The 23,058-nt window shown below is 70.2% G+C and carries 20 protein-coding genes; 2 read left to right on the plus strand and 18 right to left on the minus strand.

Annotated features, from left to right (window positions below):
- Positions 1-34 precede the first annotated feature (34 nt).
- Complete coding sequence (locus IFSED24_RS06495; RefSeq protein ID WP_491334406.1) at positions 35-823, minus strand: hypothetical protein; 789 nt, start codon at positions 821-823, stop codon at positions 35-37.
- A gap of 220 nt (positions 824-1,043) precedes the next feature.
- Here IFSED24_RS06495 and IFSED24_RS06500 point away from each other — a divergent pair, with 220 nt between their 5' ends.
- A complete protein-coding gene (locus tag IFSED24_RS06500) occupies positions 1,044-1,493 on the plus strand; it encodes a hypothetical protein (RefSeq protein WP_491334407.1) in 450 nt (149 codons plus the stop codon).
- Between the two features lie 81 nt (positions 1,494-1,574).
- On the opposite strand, the gene IFSED24_RS06505 is transcribed toward IFSED24_RS06500, so the two are convergent.
- Together IFSED24_RS06505 and recG are read right to left on the minus strand one after the other, a co-directional pair.
- Complete coding sequence (locus tag IFSED24_RS06505) at positions 1,575-2,231, minus strand: zinc-ribbon domain-containing protein (RefSeq protein WP_491334408.1); 657 nt, start codon at positions 2,229-2,231, stop codon at positions 1,575-1,577.
- Between the two features lie 92 nt (positions 2,232-2,323).
- The gene (gene recG / locus IFSED24_RS06510; protein WP_491334409.1) at positions 2,324-4,411 is read right to left on the minus strand and encodes an ATP-dependent DNA helicase RecG; all 2,088 of its coding nucleotides are present in this window, start codon (positions 4,409-4,411) and stop codon (positions 2,324-2,326) included.
- An 88-nt stretch (positions 4,412-4,499) separates the two neighbouring features.
- Here recG and rpmB point away from each other — a divergent pair, with 88 nt between their 5' ends.
- Positions 4,500-4,691, plus strand: coding sequence for a 50S ribosomal protein L28 (gene rpmB / locus IFSED24_RS06515; RefSeq protein WP_491334410.1), 192 nt, complete (start codon positions 4,500-4,502; stop codon positions 4,689-4,691).
- A 9-nt stretch (positions 4,692-4,700) separates the two neighbouring features.
- On the opposite strand, the gene IFSED24_RS06520 is transcribed toward rpmB, so the two are convergent.
- The 15 genes from IFSED24_RS06520 to IFSED24_RS06590 form a co-directional block, all read right to left on the minus strand.
- Positions 4,701-6,134 carry a tetratricopeptide repeat protein gene (locus tag IFSED24_RS06520; protein ID WP_491334411.1) on the minus strand — a complete coding sequence of 478 codons (1,434 nt, stop codon included), beginning with the start codon at positions 6,132-6,134 and terminating at the stop codon, positions 4,701-4,703.
- 100 nt (positions 6,135-6,234) lie between these two features.
- Positions 6,235-7,923, minus strand: coding sequence for a tetratricopeptide repeat protein (locus IFSED24_RS06525; protein WP_491334412.1), 1,689 nt, complete (start codon positions 7,921-7,923; stop codon positions 6,235-6,237).
- A gap of 1 nt (position 7,924) precedes the next feature.
- The gene (ftsZ, locus tag IFSED24_RS06530; protein WP_491334413.1) at positions 7,925-9,433 is read right to left on the minus strand and encodes a cell division protein FtsZ; all 1,509 of its coding nucleotides are present in this window, start codon (positions 9,431-9,433) and stop codon (positions 7,925-7,927) included.
- A 112-nt stretch (positions 9,434-9,545) separates the two neighbouring features.
- Positions 9,546-10,778 carry a cell division protein FtsA gene (gene ftsA / locus IFSED24_RS06535; RefSeq protein ID WP_491334414.1) on the minus strand — a complete coding sequence of 411 codons (1,233 nt, stop codon included), beginning with the start codon at positions 10,776-10,778 and terminating at the stop codon, positions 9,546-9,548.
- A gap of 20 nt (positions 10,779-10,798) precedes the next feature.
- Entirely contained in the window at positions 10,799-11,617 is an 819-nt protein-coding gene (locus tag IFSED24_RS06540) for a cell division protein FtsQ/DivIB (protein ID WP_491334415.1), read from the minus strand.
- Complete coding sequence (murC, locus tag IFSED24_RS06545) at positions 11,614-12,999, minus strand: UDP-N-acetylmuramate--L-alanine ligase (protein ID WP_491334416.1); 1,386 nt, start codon at positions 12,997-12,999, stop codon at positions 11,614-11,616. The genes IFSED24_RS06540 and murC overlap by 4 nt, the downstream gene beginning before the upstream one ends.
- 56 nt (positions 13,000-13,055) lie before the next feature.
- Positions 13,056-14,210: an FtsW/RodA/SpoVE family cell cycle protein gene (locus tag IFSED24_RS06550; protein ID WP_491334417.1), complete on the minus strand. Its 1,155-nt coding sequence runs from the start codon at positions 14,208-14,210 to the stop codon at positions 13,056-13,058.
- Between the two features lies 1 nt (position 14,211).
- Positions 14,212-15,588: a UDP-N-acetylmuramoyl-L-alanine--D-glutamate ligase gene (gene murD, locus IFSED24_RS06555; RefSeq protein WP_491334418.1), complete on the minus strand. Its 1,377-nt coding sequence runs from the start codon at positions 15,586-15,588 to the stop codon at positions 14,212-14,214.
- Positions 15,585-17,030: a UDP-N-acetylmuramoyl-tripeptide--D-alanyl-D-alanine ligase gene (locus IFSED24_RS06560; RefSeq protein ID WP_491334419.1), complete on the minus strand. Its 1,446-nt coding sequence runs from the start codon at positions 17,028-17,030 to the stop codon at positions 15,585-15,587. Before IFSED24_RS06560 ends, murD begins: the two co-directional genes overlap by 4 nt.
- On the minus strand, positions 17,023-18,561 hold the full coding sequence (locus tag IFSED24_RS06565; RefSeq protein ID WP_491334420.1) for a UDP-N-acetylmuramoyl-L-alanyl-D-glutamate--2,6-diaminopimelate ligase: 1,539 nt from the start codon (positions 18,559-18,561) through the stop codon (positions 17,023-17,025). Before IFSED24_RS06565 ends, IFSED24_RS06560 begins: the two co-directional genes overlap by 8 nt.
- On the minus strand, positions 18,552-20,651 hold the full coding sequence (locus IFSED24_RS06570; protein ID WP_491334421.1) for a penicillin-binding transpeptidase domain-containing protein: 2,100 nt from the start codon (positions 20,649-20,651) through the stop codon (positions 18,552-18,554). The genes IFSED24_RS06565 and IFSED24_RS06570 overlap by 10 nt, the downstream gene beginning before the upstream one ends.
- A complete protein-coding gene (locus IFSED24_RS06575) occupies positions 20,648-21,076 on the minus strand; it encodes a hypothetical protein (RefSeq protein ID WP_491334422.1) in 429 nt (142 codons plus the stop codon). Before IFSED24_RS06575 ends, IFSED24_RS06570 begins: the two co-directional genes overlap by 4 nt.
- Positions 21,073-22,017: a 16S rRNA (cytosine(1402)-N(4))-methyltransferase RsmH gene (gene rsmH, locus IFSED24_RS06580; RefSeq protein ID WP_491334423.1), complete on the minus strand. Its 945-nt coding sequence runs from the start codon at positions 22,015-22,017 to the stop codon at positions 21,073-21,075. Before rsmH ends, IFSED24_RS06575 begins: the two co-directional genes overlap by 4 nt.
- On the minus strand, positions 22,014-22,427 hold the full coding sequence (locus IFSED24_RS06585; protein ID WP_491334424.1) for an STAS domain-containing protein: 414 nt from the start codon (positions 22,425-22,427) through the stop codon (positions 22,014-22,016). Before IFSED24_RS06585 ends, rsmH begins: the two co-directional genes overlap by 4 nt.
- A gap of 45 nt (positions 22,428-22,472) precedes the next feature.
- Positions 22,473-22,952: a division/cell wall cluster transcriptional repressor MraZ gene (locus IFSED24_RS06590; RefSeq protein WP_491334425.1), complete on the minus strand. Its 480-nt coding sequence runs from the start codon at positions 22,950-22,952 to the stop codon at positions 22,473-22,475.
- Positions 22,953-23,058 lie beyond the last annotated feature (106 nt).

A 23,058-nucleotide genomic window follows, 5' to 3' on the forward strand; every position in this document is an offset into this window, starting at 1 on the left:
AATGCGGGTCCGGTCGACGGTCAACGGCGGCCGTTCAGTCGTCCACGATGCGGACCTCGAGGATGATCCGTCCGGTGCCATCGGTACCCAGAGCGCTGCGAGGCACCCGGACCGGGATGACCAGCGAGGCCTGCCCCAGATCCTGCGTCCGGGTAGCCGCCTCCACCGGCTTGGCGGCAGGGGGATCGGCAGTGTACTCGTTGCCCGGGACCGGCGGATTGGGATCGATGGCCAGACCACGCTCGATGCCCGCACCGGTGGTGACGTCCCGCTGCAGGATGTGGCTGATGGTCAGGCTCAGGACGGCCTTCAGGGTCTCGCGCACACCCTCGCCTGCGGCAGCCGCCGAGGGGAACGAGAGCAGGCCCCAGGGATTGAGCAGGCTCTCGAGCCGGTCCACGGGCAGGATGCCCGTCTCCGCGCTGCGATTGTACTGCAGGACCATGGGCACCGACATGAGGTCCAGGTGCCAGAGGTCGAGGTAGTTCTTGAGGCTCTCCATGGCGGACAGGCCCGTATCCAGGGCGCCGGCGCCCGAATCGCAGACGAAGACGACGCCATCGAAGGGGGCCCGGTCGGGCTTGGCGACTCCGGGCTCCTGCCCCGCGTCCACGGCCTGGACGAAGACCTGCCAGTCGCCCTGGTTGCCATTGCGCAGCAGGAAAGCGATCTGACGGGTCGGATCGTCGGTGGCCATGGCCAGGCGGTGCTCGGAAGGCAACGAGGCCTGGATCCGCGCCAGGTTCTCGCGTTTTCCGCACCCGGACGGCCCGTAATAGAGAATGCGACATGTGCGCAGGCCCGTGGCCATGGTGGTCGGCAAGGTCCGCCTCCCGGAACCAGGATGATGACTGACGTGATCGTCTTGCAACCCGCATGCCATCCCGGACAACCCTCACGCGCTTCAGGCAAGTAAGAATGATGACGCGGCGGAGCTCTGCCCACTGCGGCAAGCAAATTGCATGGCTCCGTATGACAAAGCTTTATTCAACGGCCCCAGGGCCCCGCAGATGGTCCGCTTTGCACCACCCGGGAGTTAGAACATGGCCACGAAGACCAACACCGACCAGATCCTCCGCACCATGTTTGCGCGCTTGCTCAATTTCCAGGTCGACGAGGACCTGGAACAGCGACTCAGTGCCGTCATCGACAGCGTCATGGACCGTGTCAGCGGCAATTTTGACCTGGAGACCGTGCAGGGGCAGAACACCTTCCGGGCCTTGCTCTGCTCCATGGTGGTGCACGGCTGGGGCAACGGAATGCATCCCTACCACAACCCCACGAGCGACCTGGAGACCAGCCCGCTCGAGGTCCGTGTCAGCAAGGACATCCTGATGGGCATGGCCGACCTCCAGGCCCTGCGCTACGTCAAGAAGGACGACCAGGGCCGGGTGCGGAAGGCGCTGTTCGAACCCGATCAGAACCTCCGCGTGAAGCAGCAGATCGACGACATCCTGGGTGAGATCGCCAAGGAGAAATGGCCCGAGTCCTGACCAAGGTGGTCGAAGGGTGACCAATGCAGGACGGCGATCCCCGCGAGGCGGGGATCGCCGTCGTCGTACCGGAGCTCGGCTCTAGAAGATGCTCTGGCCCTCGGCCAGGATCTCGTTCAAGGCATCCTTGAAGTGGGACGTGCCGGTGGCTGTCTCGGCCCCCACCTTCTCCTTGTAGAGCTCCCAGGACTTCTTGATCTCGGGCCCGAGGGCCTCCAGAAGATTCCCCTCGCTCAACGCCTTGTCCCGAGCCTCGCGGTTGTAGACCAGGATGTCCGAGACCAGGGCGCGGGCCAGCATCTCCGACTTGTCCCGGCGGCGGCGGCGGGACGGCCGGGGCGGATCGGCCACGGCCACGCCACCGGCGGGCTGGCTCGCCGGAGCCGTCGGTGTCACCGGACCAGGTGCCGGATCGAGGCAGGCCGCCGCTGCCGGCTCGAGGACCAGATCGTCGGAACGCGGCGCCGTGTCGACCTCCGGGGGCGGGGTCGCATCCCCATCCAGATCGAGATCGAGGCTGGGTGTGGCCTCGGGACTGGCAAAGCCATCCAGGCTGGCACCCGCTCGTTCCAGACCAGGTACGGGAGCCTCGAAAGCTGCGTCCACGGCGCCACGCAGGGTGCCGTCCAGATCGAAGACGTTGCCGCAATCGGGGCAGCGCACGCGGATCATGCGCGGCGGCACCTTGTCCGGATCTAGGCGGTAACGAGCGTGGCAGCCGGTGCAGGTGGTGATCATGTCCGGGTTCCTCCTGGGGTCCGGTTCACAGTCATGGCCTCTCCCGTCCATGATCGACGTTCCAGCCCACACCTTTAGCCCTCAGCACCAGGTCAACCGGTCCCCGCCGGGACCAGCGCACCGTAGGCCGTGGTCAGGGCCTGCCGCAAGGACCGGAACCGCTGCGTCTGCAGACCGGGATCCTCGGCCAGGATGGAGCGGACCTCGGCCGCGGCAGCGGCGGCGATCTCCCCGTCCCGCAAGGGGTTGGCCAGGCGGAAGCCCGGCACCCCGTGCTGGCGAACACCCCAGAGATCGCCAGGGCCGCGTCGCCGCAGATCCTCCTCTGCCAGCGCGAAGCCGTCGGTGGTGGCGGCGAAGAAGCGCAGGCGTTCGAAGGTCTCCTCCGGCAGGCGGTCCGAGGGCAGGAGCCAGCAGCGCGAGGCACCGCCTCCGCGGCCGATCCGGCCTCGCAGCTGATGGAGCTGGGCGAGACCGAAGCGCTCCGCCGCATGGATCACCATCCAGCTGGCCCCCGGCACGTCGACCCCCACCTCGACCACGGTGGTCGCCACCAGGACATCGAGCTCTCCCGCGGCGAAGGCCTCCATGACCTGCTGCTTCGCCGCGGCCTTCAGGCGGCCATGGACCAGCCCCACCCGCAGGCCCTGCAGGGGACCGGCCGCCAGGGCCTCGTACTCGGCCACCGCCGCCTTGATGTCCAGCTTCTCGGACTCCTCCACCACGGGGTAGATCACATAGCCCTGCGCGCCCGCCGCCACCAGTCGCCGGCACTCGGCCAGCACGGCCTCCTCGCGGGCAGCCGGTTCGACACTGGTGGTGACCGGGACCCGACCCGCCGGCATCTCGTCGATCACCGAGAGGTCGAGATCTCCATAGAGCGTGAGCGCCAGACTGCGCGGTATCGGCGTGGCGCTCATGACCAGCAGGTGGACCGGACCGTCGTCCTCGCCACGGGCGCTGCGTCCCCGCTGCTTCACCCCGAATCGATGCTGCTCGTCGACGATGGCCAGCGCCAGTCCAGGCAGCCTGACCTGGTCCTGGATCACCGCGTGGGTGCCCACCAGCAGCTGGATCTCGCCGCGCCCCGCGGTGGCCAGGATGCGCTTGCGCTCGCTGGCCGGCAGCGAGCCGGTGAGCGTCTCCACCACCACGCCCAGCGGTTCGGCCAGGCTCCGCAGGGTCCGGCCGTGCTGCTGCGCGAGGACCTCGGTGGGCGCCATGAGCAGCGCTCGATAGCCCTGTTCGATCACGAAGAGCGCCGCGATCAGCGCCACGAGGGTCTTGCCCGAGCCGACGTCGCCCTGCAGGAGACGATGCATGACCTCGCCCCGGCGCAGGTCGGCCAGGATCTCGGCCAGCACGCGCCGTTGAGCGGCGGTCAGAGCGAAGGGCAGCGCTGCCACCAGCCGGCGCGTGAGGTCGCCCGGCCTGGCCAGCGCCACGCCACGGCGTCGATCACGGACCCCGCGGCGCAGGGCCATCAGCAGCTGGATCTCCAGCAGCTCCTGGAAGACGAGCCGGCGTCGGGCGGCCGCGAGTTCGGCCTGGTCCGCTGGGTAGTGCTGTCCCTGCAGCGCCGCGGCCAGGGTCTGGAGCCCCTGCCGCCGGAGCAGTTCCTCGGGCAGGGGGTCGACGAGGCGCGGGGACAGCTCTGCCAGCGTGGCATGGATGAGGCGCCGCAGCCAATGCTGACCGACTCCCGCCGTCAGAGGATAGACCGGCACCAGTCGGCCGGTGTGCAGGGACTCGCCCTCGCCGTCGAGCGCCTCGAAGTCGGGATGGGCCAGCTGGCGGCGACCGCCGTGGATCTGGACGGTCCCGCTGAGCATGACCCTCTGCCCGCTGCGGAACTGCTTGAGCACGTAACGCTGGTTGAACCAGATGCAGAACATGACCCCGGTCGCGTCGCCCACGGTGACGGTCTGCAGGCTGCCGCCGCGACGTGTGCGGCGTTCCCCGCTGGTCAGCACCTCGCCGAGGATGGTGGCGGTCTGGCCCGGGCGCAGCTTGCCGATGGGCTCGACCCTGGTGCGGTCGAGGTGGCCACGCGGCAAGTGGCGGATCAGGTCGCCGGCCGTCTCGATGCCGAGCCGCCGGAGTGCCGTGGCCCGGGCCGGTCCCACCGTCTTGAGGAACTGGACCGGGCTTTCTTCGCTGAGTGGGGATTTGCTGGTCATGGCCTCATGGGGGATAATCGTCTTGCTGAACGCAAGCCTGGATGGTATATTGCCTGGCCTTGGAATTCAACGCCGATCGGAGGATGTCATGAGCAGGAAATGCTCTGTCTGCGGCAAGGGGCCCCAGTACGGCAACCGGGTCAGCCACGCTCATAACCTGACTCGCCACCGCTGGCTGCCGAACCTGCAGAAGGTCAAGTTCGAGCAGGGCGGCAAGGTGCAGCGTGGTTATGTCTGCACCCGTTGCCTGCGGACTGGCAGCGTCAAGAAGGTCGTTTGACGCTCGCGCCTACCGGATCCGCTTGAAGACATGCATGAGCCCTCCCGCCTCCACGGGAGGGCTCGTCGCGCCAGGCTGAAGCGCCTCGATGGCCTCGCGCAACGGTGAGACCATCTGTCCCGGCACCACCCAACCGATGTCCCCGCCGCGCACCGCCGTAGGTCCTGTGGAATAGCGCGTGGCCATGGCGGCGAAATCCTCGCCGTCAGCCAACCCCTGCTTGATGAGATCCTGCGCCACGGGATCCCCGGTGACGATGTGCAGCAGGTGGACCTTACCCTCGCCCAGCGCCACCTCGGCCTCGGCCTGATCGGCCTGCAGGCGTTGTCGCCACTCGGCCAGCTGTGCCGATGCGCCGGTGTCCAGCTGTTCGAGGTCGTCCAGGACGCCGAGAGCATCGTCGGTCCGCCCCAGGTTCTCGTACATCTGTGCCAGCACGACCTGCGCCTGGATGTACTCGGGGTCGAGCATCACGGCGGTCTCCACCTGGTCGAGCGCCTCCTCCACGAGGCCGCGGTGTTCGAGGTGGACGCCGTAGTTGAAGTGACCCACCGGATCCTGGGGCGACTGCTGCAGGTAGGTCTGGAACTGGGCACTGGCGCCTTCCAGATCGCCGAGCAGTTCGAGCGCGTTGGCCAGGTTGAACCGGTTCCGGGCATTCTGGGGGTCGAGTTCCACCGCCTTCTGCAGCGCCACCACCGCCGAATCGACCTGGTCAAGGGTGAACCAGGCCTCGCCCAGGCCGCCGTACATGGCGCCCGAGGGCTGCGTCGCCACGCCGTGGCGGAAGATCTCCACCGCCTCCTCGGGCTTGCCGGCCAGGATGGTCAACTCACCGAGCACCAGGAGATTCTGCTCGGTCTCCCCCTCGCGCGCGACCACGTCGCGCCAGTGGACGGCGGCCTGGTCCCAGAGGCCCTTGCGACGCGCCAGACCCGAGAGCAGCCGGTGCACCCAAGCATCGTCGACACCCTGCAAACGAAGCTGCGAGAGCAGGTTGTATGCCTTGGCATCCTGTCCCTGCTGCACCGCCAAACGGGCCATGCCCTCGAGGATCCCCACGTGGCTGGTGTCCAGCCGCAAACCCTCTTCCCACTGCGCCGAGGCGCCGGCCGCATCGCCGGCCAGCAGCAAGGCGCGGCCGTACCAGTAGCGCACGTTGGGATTGTCCGGCCCCACGGCCACCGCACGTCGACCATACTCCACGCCGTCCTGGGCGCGTTCCTGGGTCACGGTGATCATGGTCAGTGGCAGCAGCGCGAGCAACGATTCGCCTCGTTCCAGGCATCGCTTGAGGAGCGGTTCGGCGCCCAGGTAGTTGTTCTGCACGAAGAGGTCCCGACCGGCCAGGCACGGATCGTCGGACAGTTCCTGGGCCGCGACGACCCCGGCCAGCGACAGGCAGCACAGTAGCAGCGACAAGCGGCGGACGATGGGGATCACGTTGACCTACTCCCATGAGACGATGACAGCGCCAAGCAGCTGGCGGACGCTGGCTCAAAGATAAGGGATCACGACGGGCCTCGAAAGTGCGCGGCGCTGTTCAGGCCAGCCAGCGCCGGACCGGCGACAGCCAGAAGCCGGCCGACAGCCAAGACCAGGCGCGCAGCTCGGGACGGACCTGTCGTCGCTGACGGACGAAGGCCTCGGCCTCCGCCCCGGAGCCCTGGCGGCGCAGTTGTCGGCAGAGCTCGGGACCCCAGCTGTCCGCGGCACCGATGCGGCCGGCCAGGTCGGCGGGCGGGCGTTGGCCTGACTGGCCAGCGGCATGCAGGAGCAGGCGACCGGTCTCCTCGTCGGCGTGTCCCGCCTCCAGCTGGATGCGGGCCAGGTCCAGGGCCGGTGCCGCTTCGCCCCGGATCAGATGGGCCTGGATGGCGAGCTGCCGCCAGGCAGCCGGATGGACCGCCGGCTCTTCGGTGGCGGCGGCCGGCGGTTCCGGACCGACCACTCCCTCGGCCAGGCCGGGATCGCGTCCCCGCGCCACGTCCAGACGGGCGCGCAGCAGAAGCGGGCGCTGGTCGGGCTCGGCCTCGCGCGAGGCGGGCCAGTTCGCCAGGATCGTCTCGGCCAGCGACCATTGGTGCGCATCGAGGGCGAAGGAGACACGCAGAAGCTGCAGATCCGCATCGGCGGGCCAGATCTCGGCCAGGGCCTCCAGCCGGCGCAGGGCGGTCTCCCCGCGGCCGGCGAGATCGTCGCAGGCGACCAGCAGCAGCTCGGCACGGGCAAACTGCCGGGGCAGATCGTTCCAGCCGGCCAGGAACTGGCGACATTCCTCCAGCTCTCCAGTGAGTAGACCGAGGGTGGCCCGCAGGTACGCGAGGAAGAGTTCCTCGTGACGTCCGACCGTGCCCTCGAGTCGCGGCACCGCATCGGCGAGGAACGACCGGGCCTGGGCCAGTTCGCCGAGTTCGGCCAGGATCAGACCCTTGAGCGCCACCGCGGTGCGGTAGCGCGGATTGGCCTCCAGGGCCGCGTCGGCCTCCACCAGCGCCTCGTGGGAGCGCCCGATCTGGTAGAGCGCCGCCGCATGCCGGGCCCGGATGTCGGGATAGCGCGGGTACTCGGCAACCAGGCGCGCGAACTCGGCCAGCCCCTGATCCCAGCGACCGGCCCGGCAGATGGCCACGGCCTCGGCGAGCTGATCCTTGGCGTCGTCGCCGATGGCCAGCCGACGCAGCCGCGCCACGAGTTCGCTGGGCAGATTCCTGGGGTCGTGGCCCGCGTCGTGGTCCAGTTCACGGACCAGGACGTGATCGACACGCCGACCGCTCTCCACGAGCTGGTCGAGGCTCCCGGCGGCCTCGACCGGCCGGTCCAGGGCCTGCAGGGCGCAGGCTTCGAGAAACCGGGCCTCGCAGTAGTCCGGATTGCGCCGCAGCGCCTGCTTCGCCGCCTCCAGGGCGTCGCCCCAGCGGTCGGCCAGCCCCCTGGCGGTTCCCGAGAGGAACTGGAGATCGGGGAACTCGGGCCAGTGGCGGACAGCCTCCTCCAGCAATGTCGCAGCGGAATCGGCATCGCCGGTCTGGAGTCGACGGCGGCCCTCGCTCACCAGGGCTTGACGCAGGTAATACCCCGCCAGGGAGCCCCGGGGAGAACCGGGGTCCTTGGCGAAGATGGTCCGCAACAACGGGATGGCGTCCTCCGCCCGACCCTGCTCGAAGAGCGCGATACCATCGTGATAGGCATCGTCGTCCCGTCCTCCGAAGAGCTTGCGGAAGAAGGCCATGTCAGTCCACGTATTTCCTCTCCCAGGCCGGGCGCATCTTGTCCTCGCTGAGCACCGAGCTGCGGAAGCGCTGCCCGGGCTGCGGCGCCTCGGCGGACTGGGGCTGGGCGTCCAGGGTCACCGAACCCAGCGGATCCAGGAAGCGCCGACTGGTCTCCGACGGCTGGGACGGGGCGATCTCCGACGGAGCAGGCGGCTGAGTCACCACCTTCGCCTGGCCTCCCGCTGCGGCGGCCAGCGCCGCCAGCCCGGAAGCCTCGGTGCGCTCTTCCACCACGACCCGTACCGGCGGTGGCTCTGGCGGTGCCAGTGGCAACTCGGGTGCCGCCGCCGTCACCGGCGTGGCGGCTGGCCCAGGTCGGGCCTCCTCCACCACAGGCATCGGCACGGGCTCCTGGACCGCTTCGGCCACCGGTTCGGGTTCGGCCACCGATTCGGGTTCGGCCGCGGGCTCGACCGCCAGCAGCGGTTCGGGCTCTACCGGGACTTCGGGTTCTGGCGCGGGTGCCACGGCCGCCGCGGGCATCGCCGGCATGGCCGCCGGTTCGGCGGCGGCGGGGAACCCGGTGGCGATGACGGTCACCTGGAGCTCGTCGCCCAGCTCCGCGTCGTCGGTGAAGCCGAAGAAGATGTGGGCATCGGGACCGGCGGCCTGCTGGATGTGGCCCATGGCCCCGCGCAGGTCGTCGCGGTTGACGGCGCCGGCGGTGAGGTAGACCAGCACGGCCCGCGACCCGTGGATGTTGACGTTCTCGAGCAGCGGCGAGCAGATGGCCGCCGCCGCGGCCGACACCGCGCGGTCCGCGCCGCTGGCCGTGCCGGTGCCCATGATCGCCGCGCCGCTGTCCTTCATCACGGTGCGCACGTCGGCGAAGTCGAGGTTCACCACGGCGTGGTGCGCGATGATGTCGCTGATGCCGCGGGTGGCCTCGTAGAGCACGTTGTCGGCCACACGGAAGACCTCGTTCATGCCGCCGTCGGCCAGCTCGATCTCCATGAGCCGCTCGTTGGGAATGACCAGCAACGCGTCCACCCGGTCGCGCAGGGCGTCCAGACCGGATTCGGCCTGCGCCATGCGACGGAAACCCTCGAAGAGGAAGGGACGCGAGACCACGGCCACCGTGAGCGCCCCGCTCTGGCGCGCCACCTCGGCCACCACGGGCGCGGCGCCGGTGCCGGTGCCACCGCCCATGCCGGCGGTGACGAAGACCATGTCGGCGTCCTCGACCATGGTGGTCAGCAGCTCGCGATCCTCCTCGGCGGCCTGACGGCCGACCTCGGGGTCACCGCCCGCGCCGAGGCCGCGGGTGAGCTGGCTGCCGATGATCAGGGTCTGGTGGGCACGGGATGTATCGAGCGCCTGTGCGTCGGTGTTGACGGCGTAAAAATCGACCTCGGAGAGGCCGGCCTCGATCATGCGGTTGACGGCGTTGCCGCCGGCGCCACCGACGCCGACGACCTTGATCTTGACCCGCCGTTCATTCTTATCGGGGGCAAAATGGATGTTCATGACACCCGCCTCCTCCATGAGATGGGCATTTCCGGACGCTCCTCGTCCGTGAAATCTTAGTAACACATGATGAGAGCGCGGCCAAGGACTTTCTCTCGCCCGGGCCGGGACGTCATGCCTGTCCTTTCCGGCCGAACAGTCGGCGCAAGCGGCCCACCAATCCGTCCGACCGGGGCGAGGGATCATCCGGCTCGCTGGCGTCGGTGTTGCCCAGGCCTCCGCTCCACAGGGCCAGGCCCACGGCCGTGGCCCACTGGCCCTCGGGCAGGCGTTCCACGCCGGCCAGGACCGGCGGCAGGTACCGTGTGCGCACGGGCAGTCCGAACACTTCCTCGCAGAGTTCACGCGACCCCCGACAGCGGCTGCCGCCGCCGGTGAGCACCACGCCCGCTCCCAGCTGCGACAGCGGCAAGGCCGGTCCCAGCGCATCCTTGACCAGCGACAGGATCTCCTCGCAGCGGGGTTCGAGGATGGCCGCCACCAGACCCGGCGTCTCCTCGGGATCCTCGTGCTCGAAGAGAACGTTCACGTCGACCTCTTCCACCAGGCTCCTCAGGACCACCCCCCGATCGCGCTTGACCGCCTCGGCTGCCTCGGCGCCGATCCGCAGGCCGCTGGCCAGGTCGGCGGTCAGGTGCTGTCCCCCCCAGGGGGTCGAGCCGATGCCGAGCAGGCGGCCGCCGGCCAGGACGGCCCAGTGGGTCACGGTCCCTCCCATGTCGATGAGCAGGACGCCCTGGTCCATCTCGTCGGCGGACAGCAGGCAACTGGCCGCGGCGAGCACGTCCACCGCGTGGCCCGCCGGAGTGAAGCCGGCCTTCTCCACGGCGTTCTCGATGTTGCGGATCACCGAGCAGGAGCCGGTGATCAGGTGTGCCTTCACCTCGAGCCGGCTCCCTTCGCGACCGCGCGGGTCGAGGATCCCCCCGACCCGGTCCACCGAGAATTCCACCGGATTCACCGCCAGGATGCGGTGGTTGAACGGGATGGTCAGGCTGCGCGCCATGGTCATGACCTCGGCCACGTCGCGCGCTCCGATCTCGCGGCCGCCCGCGCCCAGCGGCACCTGTCCCGTGGCCATGACCGAGCGCAGGTGCGAGCCCGAGACGTTGAAGCCGAATCCCGTCACGTCCACGTTGGCCGCGTCCTGCACCGCGCGGATGGTCCTGGCGATGGCCAGGCTGCCCGACTTGACGTCGACGAAATCGCCATCCTGGAAACCCTCGGCCGGTCCGGTGGCGCCCGCCAGGATGCGGGGCTGGCCCGAATCGTCGACCTCGGCCACCAGGGCCCGGAAGCCCGTGGTCCCGAAGTCGCAGGCCACGATGAGGTTGCCCTCGGTCATGCTCGTCCTTTCGGCCAGCCTCAGGTCCGGCGCGGCGGCGGCTCGAAGGTGATCCGGTCGGCGAAACGCAGGTCCACGGCCGCACCCAAGGGGATGCGGTCGCGAGCGAGCAGGTAGCGTTCGATCCGGTCCGCGAATTCCTCGTACCCGAGCAGCAGGCGCCCGGCTCGTTCCTGCAGGACCACCTCGAATCCGCGCTCCGTGGCGTGGACGAAGTCGACCGGGCAGGTGCTCTCCAGACCCGTGGCGGCCAGCGCCCGCACCAGGTCCTGCACCAGTGCGGGCGTGGGCTTGGTCAGCCGGCGCTGCCCATCGGCGCCGAGCTCCAGGCTCGCGCCGGTCAGAAGCGGCAACCCCGGCGTGGTCAGGTGCGCGGGCACCGCGAGGATACGGCCGTCGTCCAGCAGGAGTTGCTCGTTGCCTTCGGCTTCCGGGACCGCCACCGCCAGCAAGGGATGCCACTCGTTCAGTTCGACCACCAGGGTGTCGGGCAGACGGCGGCGCAGACTCACCGCCCGCACCCAGGGCAAGGTGGCGAAAACCTCCTCGACCTGACGACCGGTGAGCGTCCAGATGTTGCGTCCGAGGCAGGTGCCCAGCACCGCCTCCACATCCTCACGACTGCTGAACCGGTAACGACCGGTCTGGACCTTGGCCACCGCGAAGACCGGCGACGTCAGCAGCCAGTGCCCCCCCCAGGCCAGCAGCCCCACCGTCAACACGATCGCGCCGCCCCGCCAGATCCAGCGCCGCGGCGAAGGCCGGTCGCGCCGCGATGCCGCCAGACTGCGTCCCCGGCTGCCCCGGTACTCGCCGATGGTCAGCGGCGGCGTCCTCACGTGCGGGCCCTCTCGTCGAGGTGTCGGCAGATCGTGGGCACCAGGCGCCCGATGTCGCCGGCGCCCAGGGTCAGCAGCAGGTCCCCGGGCCGCACGCACGAGTCCAGCCAGTCGGGTACCGCGTCCGTCCCCGCCAGAAGCGTGGGCGCGCGGTCGTTGAGCCGCTGGACCTCCTCGGCCAGCAAGTCGCTCCCGGCATTACCGGGGTCGATCTCGCCGGCGGCATAGACCGGCAGCAAGGCCAGGTCGGCGGCGCCGCTGAGCGCGTCGGCGAACTCGCGCACGAAATGCCGCGTGCGCGAGTAGCGATGCGGCTGGAAGAGCACCGCCAGGCGCCGGTGCTGGGCCCTGGCCACCTCCATGGTGGCGCTGATCTCGGTGGGGTGGTGTCCGTAGTCGTCGAACACCAGCACGCCGTCGTGCTCGCCCCGGTTCTCGCAGCGGCGCCCGACCCCGGCGAATCCCGCCAGCGCCGCCGCCGCCGCGGTGAACGGCACTCCCAGCTCCCGGCCCACGGCCAGGGCGGCCAGCGCGTTGCGCAGGTTGTGCTGGCCGGGCTGGGGCAGCGCCAGGCGACCCTGGAGTTCCTCGCCGTACCAGACCTCGGCCGACTGGCCGTCCGGACCCGCCTCGATGGTCTGGGGATCGGCGCGCACCTCGGCCTCCCGCGCCAGCCCGTAGCTCACCACCTTGCGGTCGAGCCCGGGCGCCAGGTCGCGCAGTTCCGGATCGTCGATGCAGAGCACCGCGGTGCCGTAGAACGGCACGCGGCCCAGGAAATCTCGGAAGGTCCGACGCAGGCTGTCGAGGTCGGGATAGTGATCGATGTGCTCGTGATCGATGTTGGTGACCACGGCCACCGTGGGCACCAGATGCAGGAAGCTGCCATCGCTCTCGTCGGCCTCGGCCACCAGGTATCGACCCTGTCCGAGCACCGCGCCCGTGCCCAGGGCCAGGACCTTCCCGCCCACGATCACCGTGGGGTCGAGGCCACCGGCGGCGAGCACGGTGGCGGTGAGGCTGGTGGTGGTGGTCTTGCCGTGGGAACCGGCGATGGCCACGCCTTCCTGCAGGCGCATGAGTTCGGCGAGCATCTCGGCGCGCCGGATCACCGGGATCCGGCGGCGCCGGGCCTCGCGGACCTCGGCGTTGGCCTCGGTGACCGCCGACGAGCGGACCACCACGTCGGCGCCCTCGACCTGGAGGGCGGCATGGCCGATGTGGATGCGCGCACCCTGGCGCGCCAGCCGCTCGGTGTTGGGTGAGCGGTGCAGATCGCTGCCGCTGACGGAGAAGCCGAGATTGAGCAGGACCTCGGCGATTCCACTCATGCCCACGCCGCCGATGGCGACGAGGTGGATGTGGCGGGTATTCCGGAACATGGCGCCTCCTTGCGCTCGCTGATCCCGGACCATGCTAGCGCGGTTGGGCGCCGCGGTCAAATACGAGAGCGGGAATGGCGTCGGCCGCGGCCCTGGCGGTCCACGTTCAGGATCAGGCCCACCGCCGCGAGGTTGGTGATGAGCGCCGAGCCGCCGTAGCTGACGAAGGGCAGCGGCACCCCCATGACCGGGATCACACCGGTGACCATGGCGATGTTGGCGGCGCCGTAGATGAAGAGCATGCCCCCGAGGCCGGCGGCCAGGAGTTGCCCGAAGCGCGTGGGCGCCCGCTGGGCGATGATCATGGCGCGCCAGACCAACACCGTCAGCGCCACCACCACGATGAGCGTGCCGATCAGGCCCAGTTCCTCGCCGAGGAACGAGACGGCGAAGTCGGTGTGGTTCTCGGGCAGGAACGCGAACTTGTTGTGGCTGTTCCCCGGCCCGAGGCCATGCCAACCCCCGGCGCCCATGCCCAGGAGCGACTGGTGGACCTGGTAGCCGAAGGGCTGATCGCCATCGAGGCCGCGCCCCTGCCAGCCCAGGGCCCAGACGGTGATGCGCTGGTGGAGCTTGCCAACCACGAAGTAGCCCAGCGTGGCGGCGGCGGTCCCGGCGGGCACGACCATGGCCAGCCAGCGCCAGCGCAGACCGGCCACCATCAGCATGAGCAGGGTGACCAGCGCCATGACCACCACGTTGCCGAAGTTCGGTTGCAGGGCCAGGAGCACGATCAGCGCCAGCGGACCCGCGAGCAGCGTGAGGCCGAGCTGGCGCCCCTGCAGCGGCCCGTCGAGCGCCGGCGCGGAGAGGCGGTAGGCCAGGAAATAGACCAGCGCCAGCTTGGCCAGCTCGAGCGGCTGGAACTGGCCCAGGCCCGGGACCTCCACCCAGCGGTCGATGCCCAGGCTGCGCAAGGACACCGGCAGGGCGGTCAGCACCAGTCCCGTGGCGAGCGCCCCCCACACCAGCCACGAGCGCCGCAGCCGCACGTGATCCACCGAGGCCAGCACCAGCATGGCCACCAGCCCGATGGCCAGTCGCTCGAGATGCTTGAGCAGATAGAAGTACTGGCCCAGCGCCGCCGAGCGCCAGCTGCCCGCACCGTAGACCGCCACGATCCCCAGCAGGCAGAGCACGAGCACCGCACCGGAGAACCAGTGGTCGTGATCGTCGAGGTGCAGGCGACGCAGGAGCCGCGGCGAGTGCATGTCAATCCTCCCGGGCGCCCAGGGCGCGTGCCGCCGCGGCGAAGGCCTCGCCGCGCTGACGGTAACTGGTGAACATGTCGAAGCTGGCACAGGCCGGACTCAGGAGGACCGTGGCGTCTGGGGCGGCCAGTTCGGCCGCCCTGGCCACCGCCGACTCGAGGTCTTCGGCCGCGCTGCAGGGCACGGCGCCGGCCAGGGCCGCGGCGATGGCCGGACCCTCCTCGCCGATGGTCACCACGTGCCGGACGGCGGCCATGACCTCGCGCAATGGCGTGTAATCCTCGCCCTTGCCGCTGCCGCCGGCGATGAGCACCACCGGCGAGGGATAGCCGCGCAACCCGGCGCACACCGCGTGCACGTTGGTGGCCTTGGTGTCGTTGACGAAGCGGATGGCGCCGAGACGGCCCACCAGCTGGTGCCGATGCGCCAGACCACGGAAACTGCAGAGCCCGGCGGCCACGGCGTCCAGGTCGTCGACCAGCGGCAACACCGCCGCTGCCGTGGCCGCGGCGTTCAGGAGATTGGGCGGCGACTGCAGAGCCAGGTCGGCCAGGTCCAGCAGCGCGTGGTCCGCGTGGTGATGGCGCACCCAGAGTCTGCCCTCGGCGAGCCAGGAGCAGGCGTCATCCCTGCGGTCGCCGAAGAGCATCCGCCGGCCACCATGGGGCCAGGCCAGCGCCTCGGGACAGCCGGTCCAGGCGACGAAGGTCCCGTCGGCAGCGACGTGGGTTGCCAGCCGCGCCTTGGCGGCGTAATAGGCGGCCAGATCGGGGTATCGATCGAGGTGATCGGGCGCCAGGTTCAGCAGGACGCCCACCGTGGGCCGGAAGGTCTCGATGGTCTCGAGCTGAAAACTGCTGCACTCGACCACGGCCACCGACCCCGCCGGCAGGCGATCCGCCTCCATGGCCAGCGGACGACCCAGGTTGCCGAGGGCCGGGCTCTCCAGACCGGCCGTGGCCAGCACATGCGCGATCCAGGCCGTGGTGGTGGACTTGCCGTTGGTGCCGGTCACGGCCACCAGGCGGCCGGCGTAGAAACGCGACGCCCATTCGAGCTCGCCGTGCACCGGCACTCCGGCCGCCCGGAGCGCCACGAGGCCGGGGTTGACGGGCGGTACGCCCGGACTCAGGATCACGGCCGCGACCGTGTCTGCCGTCAGGGCTTGCCAGGTCCCGCCGGCCAGGACCTCGTCGAAAGCCTCCGCAGCCAGCTCTTCCAGATCCTCGCGCTGCCAGCGCCGGGTCACCTCCGACTCGGCCGCATCGTCGGCACCGAGCACGCGGGCGCCATGGCGTCGCAGCAGTGCTCCGGCGGCACAGCCGCTCCGGCCGAGGCCGAGGACCAGGAAGGTGCGGTCGCGGACATCGCAACTCATGAGGTGTCGTCCTCCAGCCAGTGATGATCGTCGACCAGCGAGACGAGCACGCGTTCCATGGCGGTCGAGCGCGAACCCTTGACCAGGAGGCGGGCGTCGGGCGGGGCTTCGCGGGCCAGAAGGCTGGCCGCCGCCTCATGATCCGGGCACGCCATGACCCGCCCACCGGCGTCGCCGAAGCCCGTGGCTAGCGGTGTGGCCGCCGCGCCCACGGCGATCAGGGTCGCCGGCCCCAGCTCCGCCAGCTCGCGTCCGCAGTCGCGATGCAGCGTGTCCGAATCGGGTCCCAGTTCAGCCATGCCTCCGAGCACCAGGAACGCCGGCCCGCCGGCCAGCGCCAGGAGCGTGCGGGCCGCGCTCAGCATACTGGCGGGATTGGCGTTGTAGCAATCATCCAGAACCAGACGACCGCCCAGCCGACGCACTGCGCCCCGGTGCGGGGACGGTCGGAACGCGGCGAGTCCGGCGCGCAGCTGGTCGTCCGCCAGGCCCGCGGCCCGCGCCGCCAGGATGGCGGCGCAGAGATTGGCGGCGTTATGACGCCCCGGCAACGGCACGGGCCAGCGCTTGCCGTCGAGTTCCAGCCACCCGGGCGTGGCCGCAGTGCCGGGCTGCCAGGTCCAGCGGTGTTCGCCGACCTCGCCCCCCCAGGAGACCACCGGGCACGGGGCGGCGGCGCTCCAGTGAGCGAATCCCGGGCTGTCGGCGTTGAGAATGGCGACGCCGTCACGCGGCAACGCCTCCACCAGTTCACCCTTGCCGCGGATCACCTGCTCCAGGCTGCCGAATTCCTCGAGGTGCGCGGCGGCGGCGTTGGTGATCACGCCGATACGTGGTTGCGCCGTGGCAGCCCGCGCCGCGATGTGGCCCACCGCCGAGGCCCCCATCTCCACCACCGCGAAGCGATGCTCCGGGCCCAGTCCCAGGATGGTCACGGGCACGCCCTGGGCACTGTTGAGGTTGCCCGTGGTCGCCAGGACCGGACCGGCCGCCGACAGCAGCGCCGCCAGCAGATCCTTCGTGGTGGTCTTGCCGTTGCTACCGGTCACGCCCACCACGGTGGCGTGGAGCCGCTGTCGCCAGCGCTTCGCCAGCAGGGTCAACGCCGCCTCTGGATCGCCGCTGACGAGGATGGTCCCGCGCTGGGGTGCGGTCCCCCCGGGGACCAGATCGGCGTCGCCGGGTCCCACGAGCGCATGCGCGCCGGCGGCCAGGGCCGCGGGAGCGAAGATCCGGCCATCGGTCCGGGTTCCGGACAGCCCCACGAACAGGACATCCGCCCGCGCCTCGCGCGAATCCAGGATCGCGCCCCGGAAGTGCCCGCAAGCAAGAGACGGTGTCACCGTGCGCCAGCGCCCGCGGTCCGCCACCGCCACGGCCAGCAGGAGTCCGGCCTGATCCAGGTCGTGTGCCGCGTCCTGCAACGTGTAGTGCTCAGGCATCGGCCGACTCCTTCGCGAGCCAGGACCGGATGATCTCGCGGTCGTCCAGATGCAGCGTGCGGCCGCCAACCAGCTGGTAGTCCTCGTGTCCCTTGCCGGCGACCACCACCACGTCCCCCGCTTCGGCACCGGACAGGGCCGCCGTGATGGCGGCGGTCCGATCGACGATCACGCGCCTGGAGAGCGCGCGCCGATCGGTGGCGGTGTCGAAGCCCAGCGCCACCTCGTGGCAGATGGCGGCGGGATCCTCGCTGCGCGGGTTGTCGGAGGTGATGATGACGGAATCGGCGTGCCGGGCGGCCACCTGGCCCATGAGCGGTCGTTTGCCGCGGTCCCGGTCTCCGCCGCAACCGAAGACCACGTGCAGCCGACCGGGACAGAGTTCGCGGCAGGTGCCCAGGACCGCGGCCAGGGCGTCGTGGGTGTGGGCGTAATCCACCACGGCGAGGGCGCCGGCGGGCAAGAGGAAGCGTTCCATGCGCCCGGGCACCTGGGCGATGCCGGCCAGGGCCGCGAGGCATTCGTCGGCCGCGTACCCCAGGGCCAGACCGGAGGCCAGGGCAGCCAGCAGATTCTCCACGTTGAAGCGCCCCACCAGCGGACTCGCGAGGGTGAGCGCCCGACCCCGCCAGTCGAGGTCGATCCGCGTGCCGGTGAGGGAGAGCTCGACATCCTTGACGGCCAGATCCACCGGCACCGATGCCGGCACCCGACCGGCCGCGAAGCGGATGCTGCGCAGGCCGCCGGTGCCCAATCCTGCCAGCGCTTCGTCAGCCACGTTGAGCGCCACCGCGCCCTCGGGCTTGACGCGATGCGGTCCGGCGCGCAGCAGCTCCATGATGCTGGCCTTGGCGGCGAGGTAGCGGGCCATGTCGCCGTGGTAGTCCAGGTGGTCGCGGCCCAGGTTGGTCAGCACGGCCACATCGAGGGCGAGTTCACCGGGGCGTTCCTGATCGAGGGCGTGGGACGAGATCTCCATGGCGGCGGCGCGGCAGCCGGCAGCCACCATGCGGGCGAGCCAGGCGAAGAGCATGGGCCCGCCCGGCGTGGTCAGGGGAGCCGGCACGCGCTCGCGGCCATCGTCGTACCGGATCGTCCCCAGCAGACCGCACGGACCCTGCAGCGTGCCCAGGAGTTCCTGGAGCAGGAACGCCGTGGTGGTCTTGCCGTTGGTGCCGGTCACACCGACGGTGACCAGTTGTTCATCGGGCCGCCCCTCACACTCCCGTGCCAGACGGGACGGCAGCCCCCGGGTGCGGGAGGCCGTCGCCCAGGCAACGGAGGGATCAGGAAGGGCGGCCCGGAATTCAGCCAGACGATGACGATCCACGATCACGGCGGCGGCGCCGCCGGCGAGGGCCTGGGCCAGGAACTGGTGGCCATCGTGGCCATGGCCGCTGACGGCCACGAACACGGCGCCCGGAACAACGGCGCGCGAATCCTCCACCACGGCGTGGATCGGCGTCTGCGCTCCGACAACCACCTCGATGTCGGGCCAGGGCGCACAGAGTTGCCCGAAGGTCACGGCCATGATGGAGCCATCCTCACCTGGAGACCGGTCCGGGTCAGCCGGGCGCCGGGCGCCGGCGCCTGCTCCTCGACGTAACCCACGCCTGCCACCGAGATCGGGATGCCCAGGCGCGCAGCCAGGGCGCGAACCTGACGGTTGCTCAGGCCGGTGAGGTCGGGACAGAGCTGCGACTCGTCGCCGCCGCGCACCTCGGCGGTGAGACTGACCATGCTGCCCGGAGCGACCAGACTGCCGGCATTGGGTACCTGCATGATCACCGTACCGGCCTGCTCTGCGCCTACCACCGTCAGTCCGGATTGACGCAGCCGCAGCGCGGCGTTGGTCGCCTCGAGGTACAGCACGTCGGGAACCATCACGGCGTCCACCTGCGTCGCGGACACCACCCGGGTGCAGGTCTCATCGACCGCCGTCAACCAGCGCGTGGTCCGGCGTATGTCATCCACCACCGCAGCGAAGAGCGGGGCCGCGCTCTGCGCCGCATAGTGCTTGATGCCCTGGGGTTCGTCGAGGACGGTCACGATCACCAGCCGGGGCTCCTCTACCGGCAGCATGCCCGCGAACGTCGCCGTGTAGTGGCCTTCGACGTAGCCGCGTCCCGGCAGACTCTTCTGCGCCGTGCCCGTCTTGCCGCCGATGGCGATCCAAGGACGATTCACCACCTCGCCGGTCCCCGTGGTGACGACGCGCCGCATGGCCTGACGCAGCAACCGGTCCAGGCCTGGAGGCAGCACTTGCCGCAGCGGCCGGGCGGGATTCTCCTGCAGCACGCCACCGTCACCGTCGCGAACCTCGGCATAGAGGCGCGGCGCGTAGAGTGTGCCGCCGTTGGCCACCGCGGCCACCGCCAGGCCGAGCTGCAGCGGCGTGACCGCCACCTCCTGTCCGATGGCGAGGGTGGCCTGCGAACGGCTCGACCAGTGCGCCGGATCCGCCAGCATCCCATCCACCTCGGCGGGATACTCCACGCCCGTGCCCTGCCCGAAACCGAAGTCGAGCAGCGCCCGATAGTGCTCCTCGGGATCCAGGTTGGCCACCGCGCGAGCGAACCAGACATTGCTCGACTGGGCGAATGCCTCCATGAAGGTCAGCCGACCATAGTGGTGGCCGGCGGCCTCGCGGATCCGGAAACCGTCGAACCGGGTGTCCGCACAATCGTAGATCGTGGCGGTGTCCACGGCCCCGTGCGCGAGCAGCGTCGCGGCGGTGAAGATCTTGAACACCGAACCCGGCTCGTACATCGCCGTCACGTTGCGGTTGATCCAGCAACCCGCATCCGCCACCCGCGTCTGCCGGGTTGGCAGCAGCGGCCAGCTCGCCGCCGCCAGCACGTCTCCGTTCTGCGGGTCCAGCACGAGCACCGACCCGCTGGCCGCGCCGCTGCTGGCCACCGCGTCGCGCAGACGGCTCTCGCAGATCTCCTGCAGGTCGGCGTCCAGCGTCAGCACCACGTCCGCGCCGTGGCGCACGGGCTCCACCACCACCTCGCCGTGATCCTCCCCCGGTCGGGCCGACCGCACCAGACGCGCCAGACCGGGCTGGCCCACCAGCAGATGATCGAGCCCACGCTCGAGTCCCGTCTGATGCACGGTGCTGTCTGGGTCCTCGCGATGGAAGCCGACGAGCGAGGCACCCACCCCATCCAGGGGATAGACCCGGCTGTGCTGGGCGTCGAGGGTGACCGCGGGGAATCGCCTCAGCCGGTTGATCTCGTCGGGCCCGAGGAATGCCTGCCGGCTGAGCACCAGATGGCCCTGTCCCTGCAGACGCCGGGCGACACTCTCCTGGTCCTCCGCCAGGATCTCGGCGAGGACCGCCGCCAGCCGGGCGCGGTCCTTCACCAGCTTGAGCGCCACCCCCACCCGATAGGAGCGCACCGTGAGCGCCAGGGGTCGTCCCTGGCGATCGAGGAGATCGCCGCGGTCGGGCGCGAGGGTGCGGACTTGCAGCCATTGCTGGCGCGCCTCGGTGGCGAAGCGTTCGTGCTGGATCACCTGGATATGGACGAGGCGGCCCACCAGGACCAGGGCGAACACGAGGCAGGCCACCTGGATCATCAGGAAGCGCTGCGCCGTGCCGCGCCCGCGTGTCATGGCTGTTCGGTGGCGGCCACGGCCGCCGGCAGCGAGGGTGCGGGCGTGGCCAGCTGGACCGTATGCAGCCAGCCCTCGCGCGAGGCGGGTCGCCGTGCCGCCACGAGGATGGTACCCGGAGCCTCCGGACAGATCAGGCCCAGTTCGCGCTCGGCGCGGCCCATGATCAGCTGGCGTGAACTGGCGGTATTCCAGCGCACCGAGAGCAGGGCGCGCTGGGCTTCCCCGGTGGCGCAGCCTTGCTGGAGGTCCTGGATCTCCTGCCGCAGGGCGGTGTTGACGTTGCTGAGCTGGATCGACCCGGCCAAGAGGCCCGTGGCCAGCAGTCCGATCCCCACGACGCAGAGCGGCCAGTGGCGACCCCGTCCGCGTGGGCGCGCCATGCACCAGGAGGCCGCGGGTGCGCTGGACGACAGGCCGGTCACGACGGTCTCCTTCCGGTGGAGGGCAGGATCTCGGCCACGCGCAGCTTCGCGCTGCGGGCCCGCGGGTTCTGGGCCACCTCGGCCGCCGTGGCCGTCACCGGCCGGCGGGTCACCGGCTTCAGGGTGGCGTGGTGCCCGCACTGGCAGATCGGGACCTGCGGCGGGCAAAGACAGTCGCGTCGTTCACGGTCGAGCCAGCGCTTGACCAGACGATCCTCCAGCGAGTGGTAGGCGATGACCGCGATCCGGCCGCCTGGCCTGATCTGGTGGACCGCCACCTCGAGGACCTCGCCCAGTGCCGACATCTCCTCGTTGACCGCGATCCGTAACGCCTGGAAGACCCGGCTGAGGATGGCGTTCACCGGCGCGCCGGGTGGCAGGCTCTCGCGGATCGCGTCGGCCAGTTGCGCCGTGGTGCGGAGCGGCTCCGTCCGCCCCGCACCCTTGATGGCCCTGGCCAGCGGTCGGGCCCCGCGTTCCTCCCCGTAGTCGCGCAGGATCCGGACGAGTTCCTTCTCGTCCATCGCCGCGAGGAGGACGTGGGCCGGCTGGCCTCGGTGCTGGTGGAAGCGCAGATCCAGCGGGCCGTCGGCGCGATACGTGAAGCCCTTGGCCGGGTCGTCGAGCTGTCGCGAGCTCACGCCCAGGTCCAGGAGCAAGCCATCGGCAAGGTCCCAGCCCGCCTCCGCCAGCGCGTCGGGAAGCTCGCGGAAGCTTCGCCGCTGGCAGGAGAGGCGGGGGCGGTCGGTCGAGATCCTTCTGCAGGCCGCGACCGCCTCCTCGTCCAGGTCCAGACCCAGGACATCCGCTCCGGCCTCGAGCATGGCCACGCTGTGACCCCCGAAGCCGAAGGTTCCATCCACGATCCGCCGTCCCGGCCCTGGCTCCAGGAAGCTCAGGACCTCGTCCCTGAGTACCGGGACGTGCAAGCGGTCGGTCATGGTACCTGGAGTTGCCGGGGCAGCCCTGGCGCCGCGGTGGCCGGGGCGCGCAGGGCTCCCTGCTCCAGTTCACCATCCCAGTCCTCCATGGCCAGGATGGCGCTCAGATAATCGTTCCAGTTGGCCAGATAGAGCCGGTGTCCGAAGGATCGCAGGCCCCGCCCCCATTGCAGCAGCATGGGCACGCAGCGGTAGTCCAGGTGGAGCAGCTGCGATCCATCCAGGATCAAGAGCCGATTCCGGCCATAGAGATGGTGATCGGCCTCGACCATCAGGCGCCGCAGGCTCTGACGGTCGAGGATGCCGGCGAGGCGGACCCGGACGGTCTGGCCCCGGACCACGAGGTCGCACGTGGAGAAAGGTCTGCTCGTCGCAGCGCCATCGCGTTGCCGGATCCCCTCGCTCGGCATGGCGGACTCCCTTCCCCTCTGGCCATCCCTCCGTGGACGGCCGACCTACTGGTAGAATTCCTCGAAGAACTCCTCGGTGGGGGCGCCGGTGGCGGCCTGGACCGCCTCGAACCGGCCGGGCTCCCAGAGTTCCATCCTGGTGCCCACGCCCATGACCAGGAGCCGCTTCTCGGCCCCGATGCGTTCCAGATACTTCTGCGGGATGGCCACCCGGCCCTGGCCATCGAGCTGGACTTCCTGCGAGTGGGTCGCCAGCCAGCGCAGGAAGGTCCACTGTTCGCGGCCCTTGCCCAGCGACTTGGCCCGCGACAGGGCCAGCTCGTATTCCTGGCAGGTCATCAGGCTGACCACGCCCTGCGGATCCTCGGTGATCATGAAGCGGGGAGGCTCCTCCTCCTTCTTGAGATCCTTCTTGCGGAAGCGGAACGGCACGTTGAACCGGCCCTTGGCGTCCAGGGCCCGTTCATAGGAGCCATATAGCAATGGCTCCGGCGTGTTCGTGCTCGTGTCCAGCTGCTCGTTCACCGTTCCTGGCTTCCGCCTGTCCGCTTCATTTTCACCATTAATCACCACTCAACACCACTGATCACCACTGCACGGTAATACAACCCCCCAGATCGTGTCAATAGCC

The sequence above is a fragment of the Candidatus Latescibacter sp. IFSED24 genome (assembly GCF_058273205.1).

What these genes read in the sequence shown, in the direction of transcription:
- IFSED24_RS06500 (WP_491334407.1), top strand. Translation starts at nt 1,044, where the DNA reads ATGGCCACGAAGACCAACACCGACCAGATCCTCCGCACCATGTTTGCG.
- IFSED24_RS06505 (WP_491334408.1), bottom strand. Translation starts at nt 2,231, where the DNA reads ATGATCACCACCTGCACCGGCTGCCACGCTCGTTACCGCCTAGATCCG.
- recG (WP_491334409.1), bottom strand. Translation starts at nt 4,411, where the DNA reads ATGACCAGCAAATCCCCACTCAGCGAAGAAAGCCCGGTCCAGTTCCTC.
- rpmB (WP_491334410.1), top strand. Translation starts at nt 4,500, where the DNA reads ATGAGCAGGAAATGCTCTGTCTGCGGCAAGGGGCCCCAGTACGGCAAC.
- IFSED24_RS06525 (WP_491334412.1), bottom strand. Translation starts at nt 7,923, where the DNA reads ATGGCCTTCTTCCGCAAGCTCTTCGGAGGACGGGACGACGATGCCTAT.
- ftsZ (WP_491334413.1), bottom strand. Translation starts at nt 9,433, where the DNA reads ATGAACATCCATTTTGCCCCCGATAAGAATGAACGGCGGGTCAAGATC.
- ftsA (WP_491334414.1), bottom strand. Translation starts at nt 10,778, where the DNA reads ATGACCGAGGGCAACCTCATCGTGGCCTGCGACTTCGGGACCACGGGC.
- murC (WP_491334416.1), bottom strand. Translation starts at nt 12,999, where the DNA reads ATGTTCCGGAATACCCGCCACATCCACCTCGTCGCCATCGGCGGCGTG.
- IFSED24_RS06550 (WP_491334417.1), bottom strand. Translation starts at nt 14,210, where the DNA reads ATGCACTCGCCGCGGCTCCTGCGTCGCCTGCACCTCGACGATCACGAC.
- murD (WP_491334418.1), bottom strand. Translation starts at nt 15,588, where the DNA reads ATGAGTTGCGATGTCCGCGACCGCACCTTCCTGGTCCTCGGCCTCGGC.
- IFSED24_RS06560 (WP_491334419.1), bottom strand. Translation starts at nt 17,030, where the DNA reads ATGCCTGAGCACTACACGTTGCAGGACGCGGCACACGACCTGGATCAG.
- IFSED24_RS06565 (WP_491334420.1), bottom strand. Translation starts at nt 18,561, where the DNA reads ATGGCCGTGACCTTCGGGCAACTCTGTGCGCCCTGGCCCGACATCGAG.
- IFSED24_RS06570 (WP_491334421.1), bottom strand. Translation starts at nt 20,651, where the DNA reads ATGACACGCGGGCGCGGCACGGCGCAGCGCTTCCTGATGATCCAGGTG.
- rsmH (WP_491334423.1), bottom strand. Translation starts at nt 22,017, where the DNA reads ATGACCGACCGCTTGCACGTCCCGGTACTCAGGGACGAGGTCCTGAGC.
- IFSED24_RS06585 (WP_491334424.1), bottom strand. Translation starts at nt 22,427, where the DNA reads ATGCCGAGCGAGGGGATCCGGCAACGCGATGGCGCTGCGACGAGCAGA.